This window comes from Streptomyces sp. HUAS ZL42 (assembly GCF_040782645.1).
Lineage (GTDB): Bacteria > Actinomycetota > Actinomycetes > Streptomycetales > Streptomycetaceae > Streptomyces.
In genome coordinates this window covers 8,320,880-8,338,157 of record NZ_CP160403.1, presented here as the reverse complement: position 1 = coordinate 8,338,157, position 17,278 = coordinate 8,320,880, and the positions used below count along the sequence as shown (strand labels likewise).

16 protein-coding genes and 3 pseudogenes are annotated in these 17,278 nt (G+C 71.6%); 8 read left to right on the top strand and 11 right to left on the bottom strand.

The genetic code is table 11. The features are described from left to right. Positions 1 to 38: 38 nt before the first annotated feature. Positions 39 to 500: pseudogene (locus ABZO29_RS38010) on the top strand (UTP--glucose-1-phosphate uridylyltransferase); the annotation flags it as partial. A 37-nt stretch (positions 501 to 537) separates the two neighbouring features. Here ABZO29_RS38010 and ABZO29_RS38005 read toward each other — a convergent pair. After that, complete coding sequence (locus ABZO29_RS38005) at positions 538 to 1,779, bottom strand: IS110 family transposase (RefSeq protein WP_367318180.1); 1,242 nt, start codon at positions 1,777 to 1,779, stop codon at positions 538 to 540. 233 nt (positions 1,780 to 2,012) lie between these two features. On the opposite strand from ABZO29_RS38005, the pseudogene ABZO29_RS38000 reads away from it, so the two are divergent. Continuing rightward, positions 2,013 to 2,504: pseudogene (locus tag ABZO29_RS38000) on the top strand (sugar phosphate nucleotidyltransferase); the annotation flags it as partial. Between the two features lie 51 nt (positions 2,505 to 2,555). On the opposite strand, the gene ABZO29_RS37995 reads toward ABZO29_RS38000, so the two are convergent. Next, on the bottom strand, positions 2,556 to 2,993 hold the full coding sequence (locus ABZO29_RS37995) for a DUF4442 domain-containing protein (RefSeq protein ID WP_367326351.1): 438 nt from the start codon (positions 2,991 to 2,993) through the stop codon (positions 2,556 to 2,558). A gap of 179 nt (positions 2,994 to 3,172) precedes the next feature. Here ABZO29_RS37995 and ABZO29_RS37990 point away from each other — a divergent pair, with 179 nt between their 5' ends. Together ABZO29_RS37990 and ABZO29_RS37985 are read left to right on the top strand one after the other, a co-directional pair. Next, complete coding sequence (locus ABZO29_RS37990; protein ID WP_367324727.1) at positions 3,173 to 4,207, top strand: hypothetical protein; 1,035 nt, start codon at positions 3,173 to 3,175, stop codon at positions 4,205 to 4,207. A gap of 95 nt (positions 4,208 to 4,302) precedes the next feature. After that, complete coding sequence (locus ABZO29_RS37985; RefSeq protein WP_367324726.1) at positions 4,303 to 5,607, top strand: MFS transporter; 1,305 nt, start codon at positions 4,303 to 4,305, stop codon at positions 5,605 to 5,607. Here the strand turns inward: ABZO29_RS37985 and ABZO29_RS37980 are convergent. From ABZO29_RS37980 to ABZO29_RS37970, 3 genes are all read right to left on the bottom strand, one after another. Next, positions 5,569 to 6,414 carry a spermidine synthase gene (locus tag ABZO29_RS37980; RefSeq protein WP_367324725.1) on the bottom strand — a complete coding sequence of 282 codons (846 nt, stop codon included), beginning with the start codon at positions 6,412 to 6,414 and terminating at the stop codon, positions 5,569 to 5,571. The genes ABZO29_RS37985 and ABZO29_RS37980 overlap by 39 nt on opposite strands. 123 nt (positions 6,415 to 6,537) lie before the next feature. Continuing rightward, on the bottom strand, positions 6,538 to 7,707 hold the full coding sequence (gene tuf, locus ABZO29_RS37975) for an elongation factor Tu (RefSeq protein WP_367324724.1): 1,170 nt from the start codon (positions 7,705 to 7,707) through the stop codon (positions 6,538 to 6,540). Positions 7,708 to 7,994: 287 nt separating this feature from the next. Then, the gene (locus ABZO29_RS37970) at positions 7,995 to 8,717 is read right to left on the bottom strand and encodes a DNA alkylation repair protein (RefSeq protein ID WP_367324723.1); all 723 of its coding nucleotides are present in this window, start codon (positions 8,715 to 8,717) and stop codon (positions 7,995 to 7,997) included. Positions 8,718 to 8,766: 49 nt separating this feature from the next. On the opposite strand from ABZO29_RS37970, the gene ABZO29_RS37965 reads away from it, so the two are divergent. Continuing rightward, positions 8,767 to 9,552 carry a TVP38/TMEM64 family protein gene (locus ABZO29_RS37965; protein WP_367324722.1) on the top strand — a complete coding sequence of 262 codons (786 nt, stop codon included), beginning with the start codon at positions 8,767 to 8,769 and terminating at the stop codon, positions 9,550 to 9,552. 6 nt (positions 9,553 to 9,558) lie between these two features. On the opposite strand, the gene ABZO29_RS37960 is transcribed toward ABZO29_RS37965, so the two are convergent. Further along, the gene (locus ABZO29_RS37960; RefSeq protein WP_367324721.1) at positions 9,559 to 10,728 is read right to left on the bottom strand and encodes an acetyl-CoA C-acyltransferase; all 1,170 of its coding nucleotides are present in this window, start codon (positions 10,726 to 10,728) and stop codon (positions 9,559 to 9,561) included. A gap of 135 nt (positions 10,729 to 10,863) precedes the next feature. Between ABZO29_RS37960 and ABZO29_RS37955 the strand changes: the two genes are divergently transcribed. Beyond that, positions 10,864 to 11,334, top strand: a complete 471-nt coding sequence (locus ABZO29_RS37955; RefSeq protein ID WP_367324720.1) for a winged helix-turn-helix transcriptional regulator — start codon at positions 10,864 to 10,866, stop codon at positions 11,332 to 11,334. Positions 11,335 to 11,362: 28 nt separating this feature from the next. On the opposite strand, the pseudogene ABZO29_RS37950 reads toward ABZO29_RS37955, so the two are convergent. The 4 genes and pseudogenes from ABZO29_RS37950 to ABZO29_RS37935 all read right to left on the bottom strand — a co-directional run. After that, positions 11,363 to 11,581: pseudogene (locus tag ABZO29_RS37950) on the bottom strand (cupin); the annotation flags it as partial. Between the two features lie 27 nt (positions 11,582 to 11,608). Then, entirely contained in the window at positions 11,609 to 12,328 is a 720-nt protein-coding gene (locus ABZO29_RS37945; protein WP_367324719.1) for a cupin domain-containing protein, read from the bottom strand. Next, a complete protein-coding gene (locus ABZO29_RS37940) occupies positions 12,322 to 13,248 on the bottom strand; it encodes a PmoA family protein (protein WP_367324718.1) in 927 nt (308 codons plus the stop codon). Before ABZO29_RS37940 ends, ABZO29_RS37945 begins: the two co-directional genes overlap by 7 nt. Then, complete coding sequence (locus tag ABZO29_RS37935) at positions 13,245 to 14,408, bottom strand: Gfo/Idh/MocA family protein (RefSeq protein ID WP_367324717.1); 1,164 nt, start codon at positions 14,406 to 14,408, stop codon at positions 13,245 to 13,247. The genes ABZO29_RS37940 and ABZO29_RS37935 overlap by 4 nt, the downstream gene beginning before the upstream one ends. A 263-nt stretch (positions 14,409 to 14,671) precedes the next feature. Between ABZO29_RS37935 and ABZO29_RS37930 the strand changes: the two genes are divergently transcribed. Next, complete coding sequence (locus tag ABZO29_RS37930; RefSeq protein WP_367324716.1) at positions 14,672 to 15,547, top strand: undecaprenyl-diphosphate phosphatase; 876 nt, start codon at positions 14,672 to 14,674, stop codon at positions 15,545 to 15,547. Between the two features lie 565 nt (positions 15,548 to 16,112). Further along, positions 16,113 to 16,292, top strand: coding sequence for a hypothetical protein (locus tag ABZO29_RS37925; protein WP_367324715.1), 180 nt, complete (start codon positions 16,113 to 16,115; stop codon positions 16,290 to 16,292). Positions 16,293 to 16,380: 88 nt separating this feature from the next. Here the strand turns inward: ABZO29_RS37925 and ABZO29_RS37920 are convergent, their stop codons facing one another. Continuing rightward, entirely contained in the window at positions 16,381 to 17,268 is an 888-nt protein-coding gene (locus tag ABZO29_RS37920) for a DUF3152 domain-containing protein (protein WP_367324714.1), read from the bottom strand. Positions 17,269 to 17,278 lie beyond the last annotated feature (10 nt).

Genomic DNA, 17,278 nt, shown 5'->3' with positions numbered 1-17,278 from the left:
CCGGCGCGCTCTCATCCGCGTGCGCCAGCATGAGCCGCATGATCGTCCCCCATTCCCCCACCACATCCGCGTCCGCCCCCGCCGTCCGCAAGGCGGTCGTCCCGGCCGCCGGGCTCGGCACACGTTTCCTGCCCGCGACCAAGGCGACACCGAAGGAGATGCTGCCGGTCGTCGACAAACCGGCCATCCAGTACGTCGTCGAGGAGGCCGCCGCGGCCGGGCTGGACGACATCCTCATGGTCACCGGCCGGCACAAGCGGGCCATCGAGGACCACTTCGACAACGCCTTCGAACTGGAGCAGGCGCTCGCCGCCAAGGGTGACACCGTGCGGCTGGACGCCGTGCGCGACCCGGCCCGTCTGGCCGACATCCACCACATCCGCCAGGGCGACCCGCTCGGCCTCGGCCACGCGGTGCTCTGCGCCCGCCATCACGTCGGCGACCAGCCCTTCGCCGTGCTCCTCGGCGACGACCTCATCGATCCGCGCGAGACCCTGCTGATTCGAAAATCCGCCGTCCCGTTTCCGTAGCCGCTGATCAGGCGGCGTCTTCCGTCTGCTGGAGAGTGACCTGGTAGCCGAGTTGGTTGAGCTGGCTCACCAGCCGTCGGGTCTGCCTGGCACGGCCGGTGCGTTCGAGGAAGTACTGGCCTCCGAGGTCGGCGTATGCGGTGTCGCGGGTGAACATGTGCCAGACGGAGACGAGGATCGAGTGTTCCAGGGCGACCAGGGCTCGCTTCTTGCCGCGGCGGGCGATGAGCCGGCGGTAGCGGGCGGCGAGGTAGGTGTCCTTGGTCCGTGACGCGGCGATGGCGGCCTGGCCCAGGGCGGCCTTGAGCCAGGGATCGCCGTGGCGGGTCTTGCCGGGGCCGCGTCTGCCGCCGGATTCGTTGTTGCCGGGGCACACCCCGGCCCAGGAGGCCAGGTCGCCCGCGGTGGGGAAGCGGGCGATGTCGTCGCCGATCTCGGCGAGGATCACCTCGGCGGCCCGCGTGTTCACGCCGGGGATGGTCACCAGGAGTTCGATGCGGCGGCGAAAGGGCGCGATCTGTGCGTCGATCCGCGCATCCAGCCGTTTCTCCATCGCGGTGCAGGCGTCGATACGCTCCAGCATGGCCCGGGCCAAGAACGCGTGATGGGCGGTGAAGTGGCCGGTCAGGGCCTCGATCAGGGCGTCCGTCTTGCGTCGCATGATGCCTTTGGCCAGGTCCGCGAGCACCTGCGGGTCGCGTTCGCCGGCGATGAGGGCCTCCAGCATCGCCCGGCCGGATACGCCCAGGATGTCGGCGACCGCGGCGGACAGTTTGATCCCGGCGTCCTCCAGGAGCTTCTCCAGGCGCTGGGCCTCCCGGGTGCGTTCGCGGATCACCTCGGTGCGATACCGGGTCAGATCCCGCAGCTGCCGGATCGGCTCGGGCGGCACGAACGAGGGCCGCACCAGGCCGTGCTCGACCAGGCGGGCGATCCACTCGGAATCCTTCACGTCGGTCTTGCGGCCCGGGACCGCCTTCATGTGGCGGGCGTTGAGCAGCCAGCACTCCATCTCATGTTCCAGCAGGTAGAACACCGGTTTCCAGTACACGCCGGTGGCCTCCATGCCGACCACGGTGATCTGCTCGGCCAGCAGCCAGTCCCGCATCGCCAAAAGGCCCGAGGTCACCGAGGAGAAGGTGCGGGTCTCGCTGCGGCGCCGCTTGCCGGTGCCCGGCACCCTGATCGTCACCTTCACGTCCGCCTTGCTGATGTCGATCCCCCCGCAGCGTTCGTGGATCACGTCCATCTGCCCGGTACCCCCTCCCTTGATCGGCCGCGAGTGCGCGGTCGTCCGGCGGGGGCCCGGCAGGCGGAAGAAGCTGATTCGCGTGCTCGCAGCAACACATCGGGGTGCCTGTCGATGGACCCCCAGCGTCCTACTCAGTCACAGGCTCGGAACGCACCAAGCAGAAACGACGTCCGCCGGACGGCCACAGACCGATTTTCGCGCCCACAGGGTGTCGCCGACAGGCGACCGGACTACTCAGTCGGATGCTGGACGTCCGCGACCGGTGTGCGGGCAGCGTGGTCGCGCTGATGGAGGTTCCCCCGGAGCAGATCCACCTGTACGGCTGCGCGGCCGTCGAGCCGACCGGCGAGGACGGAGTCGTCCGCGTCACCGGTCTGGTGGAGAAGCCGTCGCGCGAGATCGCGCCCAGCCACTACGCCGTCATCGGCCGTTACGTCCTCGACCCGGGCGTCTTCACCGTCCTGGAGCGCACCCCGCCCGGCCGCGGCGGCGAGATCCAGCTGACCGACGCCCTCCAGGAACTCGCCACAAACGGCACGGTGCACGGCGTCGTCTTCGACGGGCTGCGCTACGACACCGGAGACAAGGCGGACTATCTGCGCACGGTGGTCCGGCTGGCCTGCGAACGACCCGACCTGGGCCCGGAGTTCGTGACCTGGCTCAAGCAGTTCGTCGCAGGACTCGAGGACGGCGGGCAGGAGCGCGAGCGGTTCGCCGCCTGACCCGAGGAGGGACCCGGTCGGCGTGCTCGCGACCGGTCCCTCGCCTTGCGCTCAGCCGTTGGGACGCAGGGTCCAGACGACGGTCATCTCACCCGTCACCGCACCGTCGCCGCGCCGGATCTCGATCGACACCGGGAACTCGGGACGCTCGCCCGCGTCCAGCTGGGCGACGATGTCGGCCGCGGGGCGGCCCAGGGTCGCGGTGGCGGTGACGGCTCCCATCGCCAGCTTCCGGTAGGCGATCTCGGCACTGACGGCGAGCGGCACGGCACGCGAGAGCTGGTCGCCGAACGCGGCGAGGACGATCGCACCGCTGGCGGACTCACCGAGCGTGAACATCGCCCCGGCGTGCGGCCCGCCCACGTGGTTGTGGTACTCGCTCTGGTCCGGAAGGGCGACCACGGCCTTCTCCGGCGTGGTCTCCAGGTACTCGAGGTTCAGGGTCCGGGCCATGGGCACCGTGGCGGCGAGCATCTCGCCGATGGACATCTGGTCTGCGCTCATGAGCGGGATGTTACCCACGAGTAGCAGCGACTGGCCAGATCGATGCGGTGAGCACCGCGTGCTTGCGGAGAAATCCTCGCCATGTAAGGCGAGTTCGACTCGGTACGTCCTTGACAAGGGGCAGTGACCCTTTCGTGTCATGGGCGCCACTAGGGTTGCTGCCCATGTGGCCAGGACAGCAGCCGCCCGGGGGCGAGCAGAACCCGCAAGGGCAGAACAACCCGTACCAGCAGCCGGGATACCAGCAGCCGAATCCGTATCAGCAGCCCGGCTTCCAGCAGCCCAACCCCTACGCGCAGCAGCCGCAGTGGGGTGCGCCCGGTCCCGTCGGCGCGCCGCAGCCGCAGCCCGGCGGTGGTGGCGGCGGTGGGGGCAATCGGACGAAACTGGTCGCGATCGTCGCGGCCACGGCTGTCGTCGTGACCGCCGGGGTCACCGGGTTCCTGGTTCTGGGCGGCGGCAAGGACGACGAGGCGGACGGCGGCAAGGGCGGCACGTCGGCGAGCCCCTCCGCGTCCGCGGAGCCGAGCGACACGGCCGCGACCGGCTCCGGCACGGACGGCGACCCGCGCGGAACCGAGACCGAGAAGCCGACCGTCGCCGGCTGGAAGGTCGTGATCAACCCCAAGTACGGCACGGCCTTCGACGTCCCGCCCGAATGGGCGGTCGAATCGCCCGGTGTCTTCACCTTCTTCGAGGATCAGCAGAAGGGGGACGGCTCGGCGTACATCGGCTTTTCGGCGCCCGCCTTCCTGAAGCACGACTACTGCACGTCCGACGACGACAAGGACGGCAACGAGGAGACGTCGTCGCTGGCGGCGTCGGGCACCAAGGGCGAGAACGGGGCCAAGGACACCGCCAGCACCGCGCGCGGCGACGCGGCCGCGTTCGCCTTCGGCGGCTACACCGACCAGAAGGAGTCCTCCAAGAAGTACCTGAAGATCGGCGAGGCGAAGCCGTTCACGACGACGGCCGGAGTCGAGGGCAGCGTCGCGACGTCCTACACGTCCGGTGTTCCGAAGACCCACAAATGCGACTCCGACGGCAAGGCGACCACGTTCGCCTTCAAGAACTCGGCGGGCAACTTCGTCTCGTGGACCTTCTACGGCGCCAAGGGCGTCAAGGAGGAGGTGCCCGACGCGACCATCCAGAAGATCCTCAGCACGGTCAGGCTCCACGGAGAGCCGACGGTGGACTGACCCACGCGTGTGTCCGGCCCGCCCGTTGAGGCGGGCCGGAACCGTGCCCTGGAATCGGTTTGTCAAGCCGGAGCCCCGGCGGGGATAGTCGGCCGGTGACCTCCCCCTCCGACTCCTCCCGACGTCTGAGCGGACCCGCCTGGGCGGGCCGCAACTACTCCCTGCTGACCGCTGCCGCGTTCGTCACGAACCTCGGCAGCCAGGGCGCGCTGATCGCCGCCGCGTTCGCCGTGCTGGAGGCGGGCGGCGACGGCGGCGACGTGGGACTGGTGGCCGCCGCCCGCACGCTGCCGCTGGTGTTGTTCCTGCTGATCGGCGGCGCCGTCGCGGACCGGCTGCCCCGGCACCGGGTGATGGTCGCCGCCAACACCCTCAACTGCCTTTCGCAGGCCGCCTTCGCGGCCCTCGTGCTCCTGGGCGAACCGCGCTTGTGGCAGATGATGGTACTGACCGCGCTCGGAGGCACCGGCCAGGCGTTCTTCAGCCCCGCGGCCGAGGGCATGCTGATGTCCTCGGTCGAGGGCGAACAGGCGGGCCGAGCGTTCGCGGTGTTCCGGATGGCGATGCAGGGAGCGGCCCTCGGCGGCGCGGCTCTGGGCGGCGCGATGGTCGCCGTGGCGGGGCCTGGCTGGGTGCTCGCCGCGGACGCGGCGGCCTTCGCGGTCGCCGCCGCACTGCGCTCCTTCCTGGACGTGAGCCACGTTGCGCCGCGCGAACCGGGCGGCGGGATGCTCGCCGATCTCCGGGAGGGCTGGCGGGAGTTCGCGGGCCGGCCGTGGCTGTGGGGCATCGTCGTGCAGTTCTCGATCGCCAACGCGGTCGTCGCCGCCGCCGACGCGGTCTACGGCCCACTCGTCGCCCGGGACCACCTCGGCGGCGCCGGCCCCTGGGGCCTCGCCCTGGGCTTCTTCGGCGCGGGCACGGTCGTCGGTGCGCTCCTGATGACCCGCTGGAAGCCACGCCGCCTGCTGCTCGCGGGCACCCTCTGCGTCTTCCCCCTGGCCCTGCCGTCGGCCGCACTGGCCGTGCCGGTTCCGGTGGGCGTGCTGTGCGTGACGATGTGCGTGGCCGGGGCGACCGTGGAGGTGTTCGGTGTCTCCTGGATGACCGCGCTGCACCAGGAGATACCGGAGGACAAGCTCTCGCGGGTCTCGGCGTACGACTGGTTCGGCTCGGTCGCGCTGGTGCCGCTCGCGACGGCTCTGGCGGGTCCGGTGGAGGCTGGGTTCGGGCGCACGGCGTCGCTGTGGGGGTGTGCGGTGCTCGTCGTGGTGGTCACGGCGGCGGTGCTGTGCGTGCCGGACGTGCGGAACCTGACACGGCGGTCCACGCCGGTGGCGCAGCGAGTGCGGGAGCGCGGCTCAGCCGATGCCGAAAGCTCCGTCGGGGGGCTCGGGTGACGGTACGGCGTCCTCGTCCCGTACGGGGCGGGCGTCACCGATGAAGTCCCGTAGCGCGGGCCCGTGTTCCACGCGCGCGGGGAAGGCGTCCGCTGCGGTGCGCCGGGCCAGGGCGGCGATGTCGACGGGGCGGTGCGCGGCGACGAGCACCGCGTTGCCGAAGCGCCGCCCGCGCAGCACGCCCGGCTCGGCGATGAGCGCGAGCTCCTGGAACACCGTGCCGAGAGTGGCGAGTTGGGAGCGCAGGAAGGCGAAGGGCGCGGCGTCGGCGAGGTTGGCCAGGTAGACGCCGCCGTCGCGCAGCACGCGCTCGGCTTCGCGGGCGTAGGCGACGGACGTCAGGTGCGCGGGCACCCGTGACCCGCCGAAGACGTCGGCGATCAGGACGTCGGCGGAGCCGTCCGGTGCGCCCTCGAGCCAGGCCCGGGCGTCGGCCGCGTGCAGTGTGACACCGGCGCCCACCGGCAGCGGCAGATGCTCGACGACCAGCTCCAGCAGCCCGCGGTCGGCCTCAACGACGTCCTGCCGTGAACCCGGCCGGGTCACGGCCAGATACCGGGGCAGGGTGAGGGCGCCCCCGCCGAGGTGCAGCACGTCCAGCGCACGCCCCGGCTCCGCGACGGTGTCCAGCACATGCCCGAGCCGCCGCGCGTACTCGAACTCCAGATGCGCCGGCTCGTCCAGGTCGACGTACGACTGCGGTGCCCCGTCGACGGTGAGCAGCCAGGCCCGCTTCCGGTCGACGTCGGGCATGAGCTTGGCGGTGCCGTGATCGACGACGCGGGTCACGGGTATGGGCTCGGTCACGCCTCCATTGTGCCGTTGTGCGGCGCCCCGAAGGGGCGCGGGGCTGCGACATCGTGCGGCTCCGCCGCGTGGGCGCGACCAGCCACGACGATCCCGCAGCCCCCCGCAAACAAGCACAAACCCTCACTCGACGGCTGTCACCGTCCCGGCCCCGACGGTCCGCCCGCCCTCACGGATGGCGAAACCGAGCCCCGGCTCCAAAGGCACCGCCCTTCCCAGCTCCACGGTCATGACGACCCGCTCACCGGGCCGCGCCACCGCCGCCTCACCGAGGTCGATGTCACCGACCACGTCCGCGGTCCGGATGTAGAACTGCGGCCGGTACCCGGTGGAGACGGGCGTCGAACGCCCGCCCTCCCGCGCCGACAGCACGTACACCTGCGCCGAGAACCGGCGGCTCGGCACCACACTGCCGGGCGCGGCCACGACATGCCCGCGTCGGACGGAGTCCCGCGGCATCCCGCGCAGCAGCAGCGCCACGTTGTCCCCGGCCTGCGCCTCCTCCATGGGCTTGCCGAAGGTCTCCAGGCCGGTGACCACCGTCTCCACGGAGGCGCCGAGCACTTCGACCCGGTCACCCACGCGAATCGTACCGCGCTCGACGGCGCCGGTCACCACCGTCCCCCGGCCGGTGATGGTCAGCACGTTCTCCACCGACAGCAGGAACGGCGCGTCCAGGTACCGCTCGGGAATCGGCACATACGTGTCCACCGCGTCGAGCAGCGCGTCGATCGACGCCGTCCAGCGCGGGTCGCCCTGGAGGGCCCTGAGCCCGGAGACCCGTACGACGGGGGCGGATTCGCCGCCGTAGCCGTGCACGGTGAGCAGGTCGCGGACCTCCAACTCGACGAGGTCGGTGAGCTCCTCGTCGCCCGCGTCGGCCTTGTTGAGGGCGACGACGATGTGGTCGACGCCCACCTGCCGGGCGAGCAGGACGTGTTCGGCGGTCTGCGGCATGATCCCGTCGAGCGCGGAGACGACGAGGATCGCCCCGTCGAGCTGCGCGGCCCCGGTGACCATGTTCTTGACGTAGTCGGCGTGGCCCGGCATGTCGACGTGCGCGTAGTGCCGGGTGTCGGTCTCGTACTCGACGTGCGCGATGTTGATGGTGATGCCGCGCGCGGCCTCCTCGGGTGCGCGGTCGATGCGGTCGAACGGCACGAAGGCGGAGGAGCCCCGCTCGGCGAGGACCTTGGTGATGGCGGCGGTCAGGGTGGTCTTGCCGTGGTCGACATGGCCCATCGTGCCGATGTTCAGATGCGGTTTGGTGCGTACGTACGCCGTCTTGGACATGGCGGAACCTCGAAGCCTCTCAGTGGTGCTGAGTGATGGCCCCGGCGCTTCGGACGCGGCCGGGACGGGGACCCCAAGGACTTGCCGACCCTCCCCTTGCGGGGTCCGCCGGACGATCCGGAGAGGGTCAGCTTCGGGCGCCGTCGACGGCGGCCACGAGGACGGCGACGGCAGCCTTCGGGGCATCCGCGACCGCGGATGCTGCGAGGACGAAGGCGTACCGGAACATGCCGTCGATCATTGCCGACGCGTCGCCGCACGTCGAATGGTTTTCGGGGCAGGGCGGTTCAGGCCCCGATGTTCTTCAGGGCCTCCCTGACCGAGAGCGGCGCGAACCGTCCCTGCTCCCGTGCCAGGAACGCCCGTACGGCCTCCGGGTCGGTCTTGGCGTACTCGCGCAGGCACCACCCGATGGCCTTGCGGATGAAGAAGTCGGGGTGTGCCGACTGGCGCAGGCAGTAGGTGAAGAGGCGTTCGGGGTCGGTGCGTTCCTTGTAGCTCAGCTGGTGCAGCAGGGCGGTGCGGGCGACCCACAGGTCGTCGTCCACGATCCAGGCGTCCATGTCCGCCGTGAGCTTCGGATCCGCCGCGACGAGGGCACCCACGACGTGGACGGCGAGCATGTCGACGGTGTCCCACCAGGAGACGGTGGTGACGAGGTGGTGGGCCACCGGCAGGAAGGCGGAGGAGCAGCGGCCGGCATGGCGGCGCAGATAGTCGACGGCGAAGTAGTGGTACTCGCGCTCCGGCAACTCCCAGCAGCGCAGGGCGATCGCCGTGCAGTCGGACTCGCTCGGGCGGGGCATGCCCTCCAGGACGGTGCGGGACAGCGACCGGCGCAGGGGCGTGGCAAGGCCCACAAAGGGGGCCACGTCCTTCATGTACGCCCGCATGGCCACGGCCCTCTCCGGGTCGGCCGCGGCGGCGTACACGGAGGTCAGCCGCTCCAGCACCCGGTCGGCGAGGGCGCTGCGCGGCACCTCGGGCGGGCCCGTGCCTGTGAAGCTCATGAGACGGACCATACGGCGATCACACATGTCCGTCAGTTACTGTCACCGGATGCTCGATGCCACCACCCGCTCTGGGGGCACCGCCACGGCCTCTCCCCGGGCCGCCGCCACGGAGCTCGCCGTCGCTCTGCCCCGGCCCGCGTCCGTTGCCGCGCCCGCCGGACTCGCCGCGCGCTGCACCAGAGTGCTGCTTTCGCCCTGGTCCCGCTTCTCGCTGCTCGTCGCGCTGCTCGCGGGCGCGGCGTCGTGCGTGCTGCTGTTCGAGCCGCAGCGGCTGCTGGCGGACGGCTGGCCGCCGCAGCTCGGCGGTGCCGCGGCGGCCGTGGTGTTCGGGGTGGCGTACGGGCTGTGCACCGTGGCGTTCGTGCCGCGGCCGCTGCTGAACCTCGCCGCGGGCGCGCTGTTCGGCTCGCAGTTCGGAGTGGGGACCGCGCTGGCGGGCACGGTGCTCGGGGCCGGGCTCGCCTTCGGGCTCGGCCGCCTCCTCGGGCAGGAGGCGCTGCGGCCGCTGCTGCGGGGCCGCTGGCTGAAGGCGGTCGACGGGCAGCTGAGCCGGCACGGCTTCCGCTCGATGCTGGCGGCGCGGCTGTTCCCCGGGGTGCCGTTCTGGGCCGCCAACTACTGCGCGGCGGTCTCCCGGATGGGCTGGCTGTCCTTCCTGCTCGCGACCGCGCTGGGCTCGATCCCCAACACGGCCGCGTACGTCGTCGCCGGCGCCCGTGCCTCCGCGCCGACGTCTCCGGCCTTCCTGATCGCGATGGCCTGTATCGCCGTACCCGCGCTGGCGGGTGCGGTGGTGGCGTGGCGCAAGCGCCACCACCTGCGGCTGCGCTGACGGCCGTTACACGGCCTCCAGGATCATCGCGTTGGCGAGTCCGCCCGCCTCGCACATCGTCTGCAGGGCGTAACGGGCGCCGCGCTCCCGCATCGCGTTAACGAGGGTGGTGGTCAGGCGGGTGCCGCTCGCGCCGAGCGGATGGCCGAGGGCGATCGCGCCGCCGTGCACGTTGACCTTGGTGAGGTCGGCGCCGGTCTCCTGCTGCCAGGCCAGGACCACGCTGGAGAACGCCTCGTTGACTTCGAACAGGTCGATGTCGTCGAGGGCGAGACCCGCCCTGCGCAGCACCTTCTCGGTCGCCGGGACGACTCCCGTGAGCATCAGGAGGGGGTCCGATCCGGTGACGGCGAAGCTGTGCAGCCGGGCGAGGGGGCGCAGGCCGAGGCGGTCGGCGGTCTCGCTCGACGTGATCAGCACGGCGGAGGCGCCGTCGTTGACGGGGCTGGCGTTGCCCGCGGTGATGTTCCACTCGATCTGCGGGAAGCGCTCGGCGAAGGCCGGGTCGTGGTAGGCGGGCCTGAGGCCGGCGAGGATGTCCGGCGTGCTGGACGGCCGTACGCACTCGTCGCGCGCGACGCCGTCCAGCGGCGCGACCTCCGCGTCGAAGAGACCCTTCTCCCACGCCGCGGCGGCCTTGTGGTGCGAGGAGACCGCGAAGGCGTCCATCTGCTCGCGCGTGATCGACCACTTGGCGGCGATGAGTTCGGCGCTGATGCCCTGTGGGACCAGGCCCTCCGGGTAGCGCTCGGCGACACCGGGGCCGAAGGGGTCCGTGCCCGGCGGCACGTTCGACCACATCGGCACGCGGCTCATCGACTCGACGCCGCAGGCGACGACCAGGTCGTACGCGCCCGAGAGGACGCCCTGCGCCGCGAAGTGCACGGCCTGCTGGGAGGAGCCGCACTGGCGGTCGACGGTCGTCGCGGGGACCGTCTCGGGAAGGCCCGCGGACAGCAGGGCGTAGCGGGTGGTGTTCATGGCCTGCTCGCCGACCTGGTCGACGGTGCCGCCGATGACGTCGTCGATCAGGGCGGGGTCGACGCCGGAGCGCTCGACGAGGGTGCGCAGGGTGTGGGCAAGGAGCTCGACGGGGTGGACGTGCGCGAGGGAGCCGTTCGGCTTGCCCTTGCCGATGGGGGTACGTACGGCTTCGACGATGACTGCGTCATGCATCTGCGGGCCTCCTTGGCCGCCTGGAACCACTGGACGATTACCCGTGAGTAGGAAAACCGAACTCACCATAGCTCGGCAGGTTGGAAAATCAAACCCGCTGGGTTCGGAAATCAAATGCTCACCTAAACTGGCGCCATGGCCGCCACCCGAGACCCCCGCCCCTGTTCCATCGCCGACGCCCTGGCACTCGTCGGCGAGAAGTACTCACTGCTCGTCCTGCGGGAGGTGTGCCTGGGCAACGGCCGCTTCGACCAACTGGTCCGCAACATCGGCGCCCCGCGCGACATCCTGGCCACCCGGCTGCGCCGGCTCGTCGACGCCGGGATCCTGGCCAAGCGCGTCTACAGCGAGCGGCCGCAGCGCTTCGAGTACCGGCCCACGCAGGCCGGGCTCGAGCTGGAGCCGGTCCTGATGACCCTCATGGCATGGGGCGACCGGCATCTCCGCAAGGACGGCGACCGGCCGATGGTGATCGAGCACGTCTGCGGCAACGAGCTGCTACCCGTCGTCACCTGCAAGGCCTGCGGCGAAACGGTGCGCCACGAGGACCTCACCGCCCACCCGCAGGCCCCGGGCTGGACGGTGGCGGGGCCGTCGGCGGCGTGAAAGGGCGACCTCAGGCCGTGCCGTGCGCTCAGGCGCCCCTGTAGACGTCCAGCCGCCCGCACATCCCGAACTTCCCGTACGCCGACGGCACTTCGGCCCGCACGACTGCCCCGGCGAGGTGGGACACATCGCCCCGCTCGAGGCGCTCGAGCTGGGCGCCCGTCACCGCCGCGGCGGCCACAGCACCACGTCGCCACCGCTCGCGCCACCCGGCGAGCCGCGGCCGTACCAGCACGGCGGCGGCCCGAGGGCGACCTCAGGCCGTGCCGTGCGCTCAGGCGCCCCTGTAGACGTCCAGCCGCCCGCACATCCCGAACTTCCCGTACGCCGACGGCACTTCGGCCCGCACGACAGCCCCGGCGAGGTGGGACACATCGCCCCGCTCGAGGCGCTCGAGCTGGGCGCCCGTCACCGCCGCAGCGGCCACAGCACCACGTCGCCACCGCTCGCGCCACCCGGCGAGCCGCGGCCGTACCAGCACGGCGGCGGCCCGGTGGAAGGCGGCCAGCGCCTCGGGGCCGTCCGCCTCGCGCAGCGCGCGGTAGCCCTCCAGAGCGAGGTCGCGCCGGGCGCGGGCCATCCGCTCCTGCTCCCGCACGGGGGCGTCCGCCGGAATCGTGGTCGCGGCAGCGTACGTCTCCGGGTCGGTCAGGTACCGCGGCGGCAGCGTGAGGACCGCGTCCCCCGCCTCCGGCAGCCCGCTGTTCTGCATGAGGACGGTGATGCGCAGGTCGTCCTCGTTGACCAGCCGGTGGATGGTGCCCGGCGTGAACCAGGCGACCGTTCCGGGTGCGAGGGGCGTGACCTCGTACCCGGACGTCGTGAGCGTCTGCACCGCGCCGCGCCCGCCGGTGACGACGTACGCCTCCGAACAGGCCAGATGCATATGGGGAGTTCCGCCGTGCAGACCGTCGGCGGCCGGCCAGTCGTAGACGCACAGCCGCGAGACGGCCACGCCACCCGGCAGCCCGGCGTACTCCCCACTGCTCACCACGGATGCGCCTCCAGGTACTTGGCGATCTCCTCCCGCTCCCAGACCCCGTCGGCCACGACGACCCGGTAGCGGCGCGTCAGCGTGTCACCTGGAGCGACTTCCAGCTCGTCGAAGAAGGCCCAGGAGGGGGCGACCGCGGCGAACGGCTCGTTGCGGACGAACCAGTGGGCGGGGTGCGCCCCTCCGGCGCCGGAGTGGTCGTTCTCGGGGGCGTGCGCGAAGACGAGCGTGGCATGCCCGTCGCCGCCGTCGTGCTCGCCGGAGAAGGCGATCCAGGGCGCCTGGGTACCCATCAGGTCCTGGCCTTCGCCGTCCGGGCCGATGATCCGGCCGCCCCGGAAGCCACGCGGGCCCCGCCAGAACAGGCCCGTGTAACCGGCCATCTCGCGTCCGGCGGTGGTCGGGCTGCCGAACCGCAGCGGCTCGTCGCGCCGGTTCGTCACGGCACTCGTCCACGACAGCGCCCAGGATCCGGACGCCGGGTCCACGTCGTGGACCTCCACCCGGCGCTCCTCGTCGGCCCACAGTTCGCCGCTGTACGGATGCCAGGTCAGGCGCTCGGCGATGGTGACACGCTCACCGTCCGAGGCCACCTCGTCGAACGCGACGTGCGCCATCGATCCGACGCGCTCGGGGAGTTCGAGATACCCCTGGCCGTGGATGTAGGTGTTGCCGCCCCACAGATTGGCCCCGGACAGGTGCGAGGCGGTCAGCTGCAGACCCTTGTGCCAGCGGTGGTCGTTGGGCCGGTAGTCGGTGACGACGTCGCCGGCGAGGGTCCGCAGGGGGTGGATGTACGGCTTCGGCGCCTCCCACGCCGCCTCCGGCCGGTAGACGTACGCGAGCAGTTCGACGCCCGAGCCGGCTTCGGTGATCGTGATGCGGTCGCCGTGGGCGTGGACGATGCGCAGGCCGGTCACGCGCAGACCTCCTCGGTCACGACGGTCCGGTCGGCGACGACGGGCGCCCAGCCCGGCGTGCCTCCGTGCAGCGCGGTGTAGAACGGATCGCCGGGCCCGATCTCGCCCCGCTTCACCGTCGTGTCCGTGAACGCCGACTTGTACAGCGCCGTGATCAGTTCCAGGCTGGTACGGCCGTCGGCGCCGCTGCTGCGCGGCCGCTCCCCCGCCCGCATGTCGGCGACCAGGTCGCGCAGCTGCGCCAGGTGCGAACTGGGCACGTCGGCGCCGAAGTCCAGCCAGGCCGCGGCCTCCTCGCCCGGCACGCCCGGGGCCGGCGTGATGCACCAGTCGGCGTTGCTGTGGCCGTAGAGGTGGGTGAGCTCGACGGTGGCGCGCTCGCAGTCGATGCGGATGCGGCTGACCTCGTCGGGGCTGAGAACGCTGTTGACGACGGTCGCCATCGTGCCGTTCTCGAAGCGGACCAGGGCGGTGGACACGTCCTCCGTCTCCACGTCGTGCACGAGCCGGCCGGCCATCGCCCGCACCTCGCTCCACGGTCCGAGCAGGTCGAGCAGGAGGTCCATCTGGTGGATGCCGTGGCCCATGGCGGGGCCGCCGCCCTCGGTGTGCCAGCGGCCGCGCCAGGGCACCGCGTAGTAGGCGGTGTCGCGGTACCAGGTGGTCTGGCAGTGCGCGACGAGGGGGCGGCCCATCGACTGCTCGGCCAGCAGCCGCCGTACGTGCCGCGAGCCCGAGCCGAAGCGGTGCTGGAAGACGATCGAGGCGTACGGCCCGCTCTCGGTGCCCTCCTCGGCCTCCACGGCGTCGAAGTCGGCGAGCGTCGGCACGGGCGGCTTCTCGCACCACACCCAGGCCCCGGCGCGCAGGGCGGCGATCGTCTGCTCGCGGTGCAGGGTCGGCGGGGTGCAGATGGTGACCAGGTCCGGCCGCTGCTCCTCCAGCATGCGTTCCAGATCGGTGTAGGCGTGCTGGACCACGCCCTCCGCGCGGAGGGCCTCGACCGCCGCGCCGTCGATGTCGACCGCGGCGACGACCTCCGTCTCGCCCTCCTCGGCAAGCTTGGCCAGGGCGGGCAGATGGGAGCCGCGGGCGATGGCGCCGGTGCCGATGACGGCGGCCCGGATGCGACGGCCGGCGAGCGGGGCGGATGTGGACATGGACGCGATCAGCACTCCTCAGAGGGGCAGCAAGCGCTTTCCGCTGCAACGTATGCGCCGGTACAGCGGCTGGTCAACACCCCAGGCGTCCCAGCCGCCGGCGGCCCCCGAAACCTCCCCGGAAGCCGGTCACCCCGGCAGCCCCTGTGTCCGGCCCGTCACGGCGGACCGCTACGCTGCCCCAGACACACACGATCACCGCAGACCGCGGCCCGGTGTGTCCGACGCCCCTTACACGATCGGCACTTGGACTCCGTAACTTGATGTCTTGGTTTGAATCCCTCATCCTCGGACTCGTCCAGGGGCTGACCGAGTTCCTCCCCGTCTCCTCCAGCGCGCACCTGCGGCTGACCGCGGCCTTCTCCGGCTGGAAGGACCCGGGCGCGGCCTTCACGGCGATCACGCAGATCGGCACGGAGACCGCGGTGCTGATCTACTTCCGCAAGGACATCGGCCGGATCGTCTCGGCGTGGTCCCGGTCGCTCTTCGACAAGGAGATACGCAAGGACCACGACGCGCAGATGGGCTGGCTGGTGATCGTCGGCTCGATCCCGATCGGCGTGCTGGGCGTGACGCTCAAGGACCAGATCGAGGGGCCGTTCCGTGATCTGCGGATCACGGCGACCATGCTGATCGTCGTCGGCGTGGTCATCGGCATCGCCGACCGGCTGGCGGCGCGGGACGAGACGGGCGGGCGGCACCGCGCACCCAAGCAGCGCAAGACCCTCGAGAACCTGAGCGTGCGAGACGGCCTGATCTTCGGCCTCTGCCAGGCATGCGCGCTCATCCCGGGCGTCTCCCGCTCCGGCGCCACCATCAGCGGCGGCCTGTTCATGGGCTACCGCCGCGAGGACGCTGCCCGCTACTCCTTCCTGCTCGCCATTCCGGCGGTGCTCGCCTCCGGGGCCTTCGAACTCAAGGACGCGATGGAGAGCGACCATGTGTCGTGGGGCCCGACGATCTTCGCGACGGTGATCGCGTTCGCCTCCGGTTACGCCGTGATCGCGTGGTTCATGAAGTTCATCTCGAACAAGAGCTTCATGCCCTTCGTCTGGTACCGCATCGCCCTCGGCATCGTGATCGTCGCCCTGGTGACGGCGGGCGTGCTGAGCCCGCATGCGGCGGAGTCGGCGGGCTGACGCGACGGTTGGGCCTGACACAGCAGTTCGCGCGGGTGTCGCCCGTCCCGCGTATGAGTCGTGGTGCCTGGATTCGGCGCCGGCCTCGCCGGGAGCCGCCCCGGGGTGGGAACTGCCGGACACCTACCGGCTGGACACGGACTGGGCGATCCGGGGCCTGATCCGGTACTGCCGGACCGTCGGCGTCCACCACGAGGCGGTCGCTCTGCTCGACCGCGCGACACAGCGATCCGGGCGGGGACGTCGGGCTTCCTCGACCACGACGAGGTGTACGACGGTTTCGGCGACCCGCCACGACTGTTCTCGCCCGCCGCGGTGGGCGACATCGCGCGCGGACTCTGCGGCTTGGACCTCGACGGGATCCTCACGTGGTTGCCCACGTCGACCGCCGCCGCAACCGCAGCCTGTGGATTGGGGAGCGGGCTCCGCGGTGACGTCCGGGAGTACCTGCCTCAACTCTTCGCCGCGCCACCGGAGTTCTGATCTTGGAGCCGTGACCAACCCCATATGGTTTGCGTAGCCGCCCGGTAGCGTACTGTCAGTGCTTGCCCCTAGGCTTGTCCGCATGTCCCCCGAATCCGTGACCCCTGGTTCCGTGCGGTCTGCTGCCGAGGTGAACGAGCAGATCCGTGCGCTGTGGATGCGCGCGGGCGGGTCCCTCTCCGCCCAGGAGCGGGCGGAGTACGAGCTGTTGGTGGTCGAGTGGGCCGCCGCGATCCGCGGCGAGGTCATCAAGGCGGCGTGAGGCGGCGGCGGCTGTCCCCGCCGGCGCAGCAGCCGCCGGCGAACCCCTCACGCGCGATCTCCATGAGCGCCGGCGCCCCACCCGGGGTTCAGGGCACGGCGGGTCCCGTGATGAGCCGCCCCTGGGCGTCGTAGGGCCAGACATTGGGGACGCAGCCGTTCATGCCCTTGATCTGCTGCATCATCGCCGGGGCGGGTTTTCCGGCGCCGGGACAGCCGACGTGGCCGTGGCCGAGGAAGTGGCCGACCTCGTGGTTGATGATCAGCGCCCGGTAGGACGGGACGTCCCTGGCGTAGACCTTCGTCGCCAGCAGCCAGCGCCTGAGGTTGACCATGACGTTCTCGCTCACGCTGCAGTTGTACTCACCTCCGGTGTCCAGCCCTTGCCGCCCGCAGATCTTGTCCACGGTCCCCGGGGTCGCCACCCGGACGACGAAGTCGGTGGCCCCGCCCGAGACCCGCTGGAACGCGGAGGTGCCGTCCGCCGTCCAGCCCCGAGGGTCGGCCAGAATGCGCTCCACCTCCTCTGCCACCTCCGTGGCGGAGAGCGCCAGTCCCTTCTCGACCTCGACCCGGTAGCGCAGCGTCTTCCCCGTGCCCACCTTGCCGCTCCCGCCGGACGCGGTGACGAACGTGCCCGGACCGGTCGCCGGGATGGTGGTGCCGCTTCGGGAAGGACGAGGGGACGCGCCGGCCGAAGGTGATGAAGTGGACGGGCTGGAGGGCGCGTTGGGTGTCGGTGTGGTCCGGGACCGCTCGGGGGTGGGCTCGGGCCGGGTGGTGGCGCCGGACTCGGACGGTAACGCCTGCTTGGCCGGCGGTTCCCACCCCACGGCCGTGAACCCGGCGGCACCGAGGACGGTCAGCGCGGCCAGACCTCCCCAGAGTGCGCCCCTACCGCGCTGCCGCCCCGAAGCGTGCGCGGGGCCCGGCCGACGACGGCGGTTGCGGGAGGGCGTTTCTTTGTGCGCGGTCATGGTCAGTCAG

Bases quoted from the DNA above. Each gene is read 5' to 3' on its own strand.
- ABZO29_RS38005 (WP_367318180.1), bottom strand. From the start codon at position 1,779: ATGGACGTGATCCACGAACGCTGCGGGGGGATCGACATCAGCAAGGCG.
- ABZO29_RS37995 (WP_367326351.1), bottom strand. From the start codon at position 2,993: ATGTCCATCGGCGAGATGCTCGCCGCCACGGTGCCCATGGCCCGGACC.
- ABZO29_RS37990 (WP_367324727.1), top strand. From the start codon at position 3,173: ATGTGGCCAGGACAGCAGCCGCCCGGGGGCGAGCAGAACCCGCAAGGG.
- tuf (WP_367324724.1), bottom strand. From the start codon at position 7,707: ATGTCCAAGACGGCGTACGTACGCACCAAACCGCATCTGAACATCGGC.
- ABZO29_RS37970 (WP_367324723.1), bottom strand. From the start codon at position 8,717: ATGAGCTTCACAGGCACGGGCCCGCCCGAGGTGCCGCGCAGCGCCCTC.
- ABZO29_RS37965 (WP_367324722.1), top strand. From the start codon at position 8,767: ATGCTCGATGCCACCACCCGCTCTGGGGGCACCGCCACGGCCTCTCCC.
- ABZO29_RS37960 (WP_367324721.1), bottom strand. From the start codon at position 10,728: ATGCATGACGCAGTCATCGTCGAAGCCGTACGTACCCCCATCGGCAAG.
- ABZO29_RS37955 (WP_367324720.1), top strand. From the start codon at position 10,864: ATGGCCGCCACCCGAGACCCCCGCCCCTGTTCCATCGCCGACGCCCTG.
- ABZO29_RS37935 (WP_367324717.1), bottom strand. From the start codon at position 14,408: ATGTCCACATCCGCCCCGCTCGCCGGCCGTCGCATCCGGGCCGCCGTC.
- ABZO29_RS37930 (WP_367324716.1), top strand. From the start codon at position 14,672: ATGTCTTGGTTTGAATCCCTCATCCTCGGACTCGTCCAGGGGCTGACC.
- ABZO29_RS37925 (WP_367324715.1), top strand. From the start codon at position 16,113: ATGTCCCCCGAATCCGTGACCCCTGGTTCCGTGCGGTCTGCTGCCGAG.
- ABZO29_RS37920 (WP_367324714.1), bottom strand. From the start codon at position 17,268: ATGACCGCGCACAAAGAAACGCCCTCCCGCAACCGCCGTCGTCGGCCG.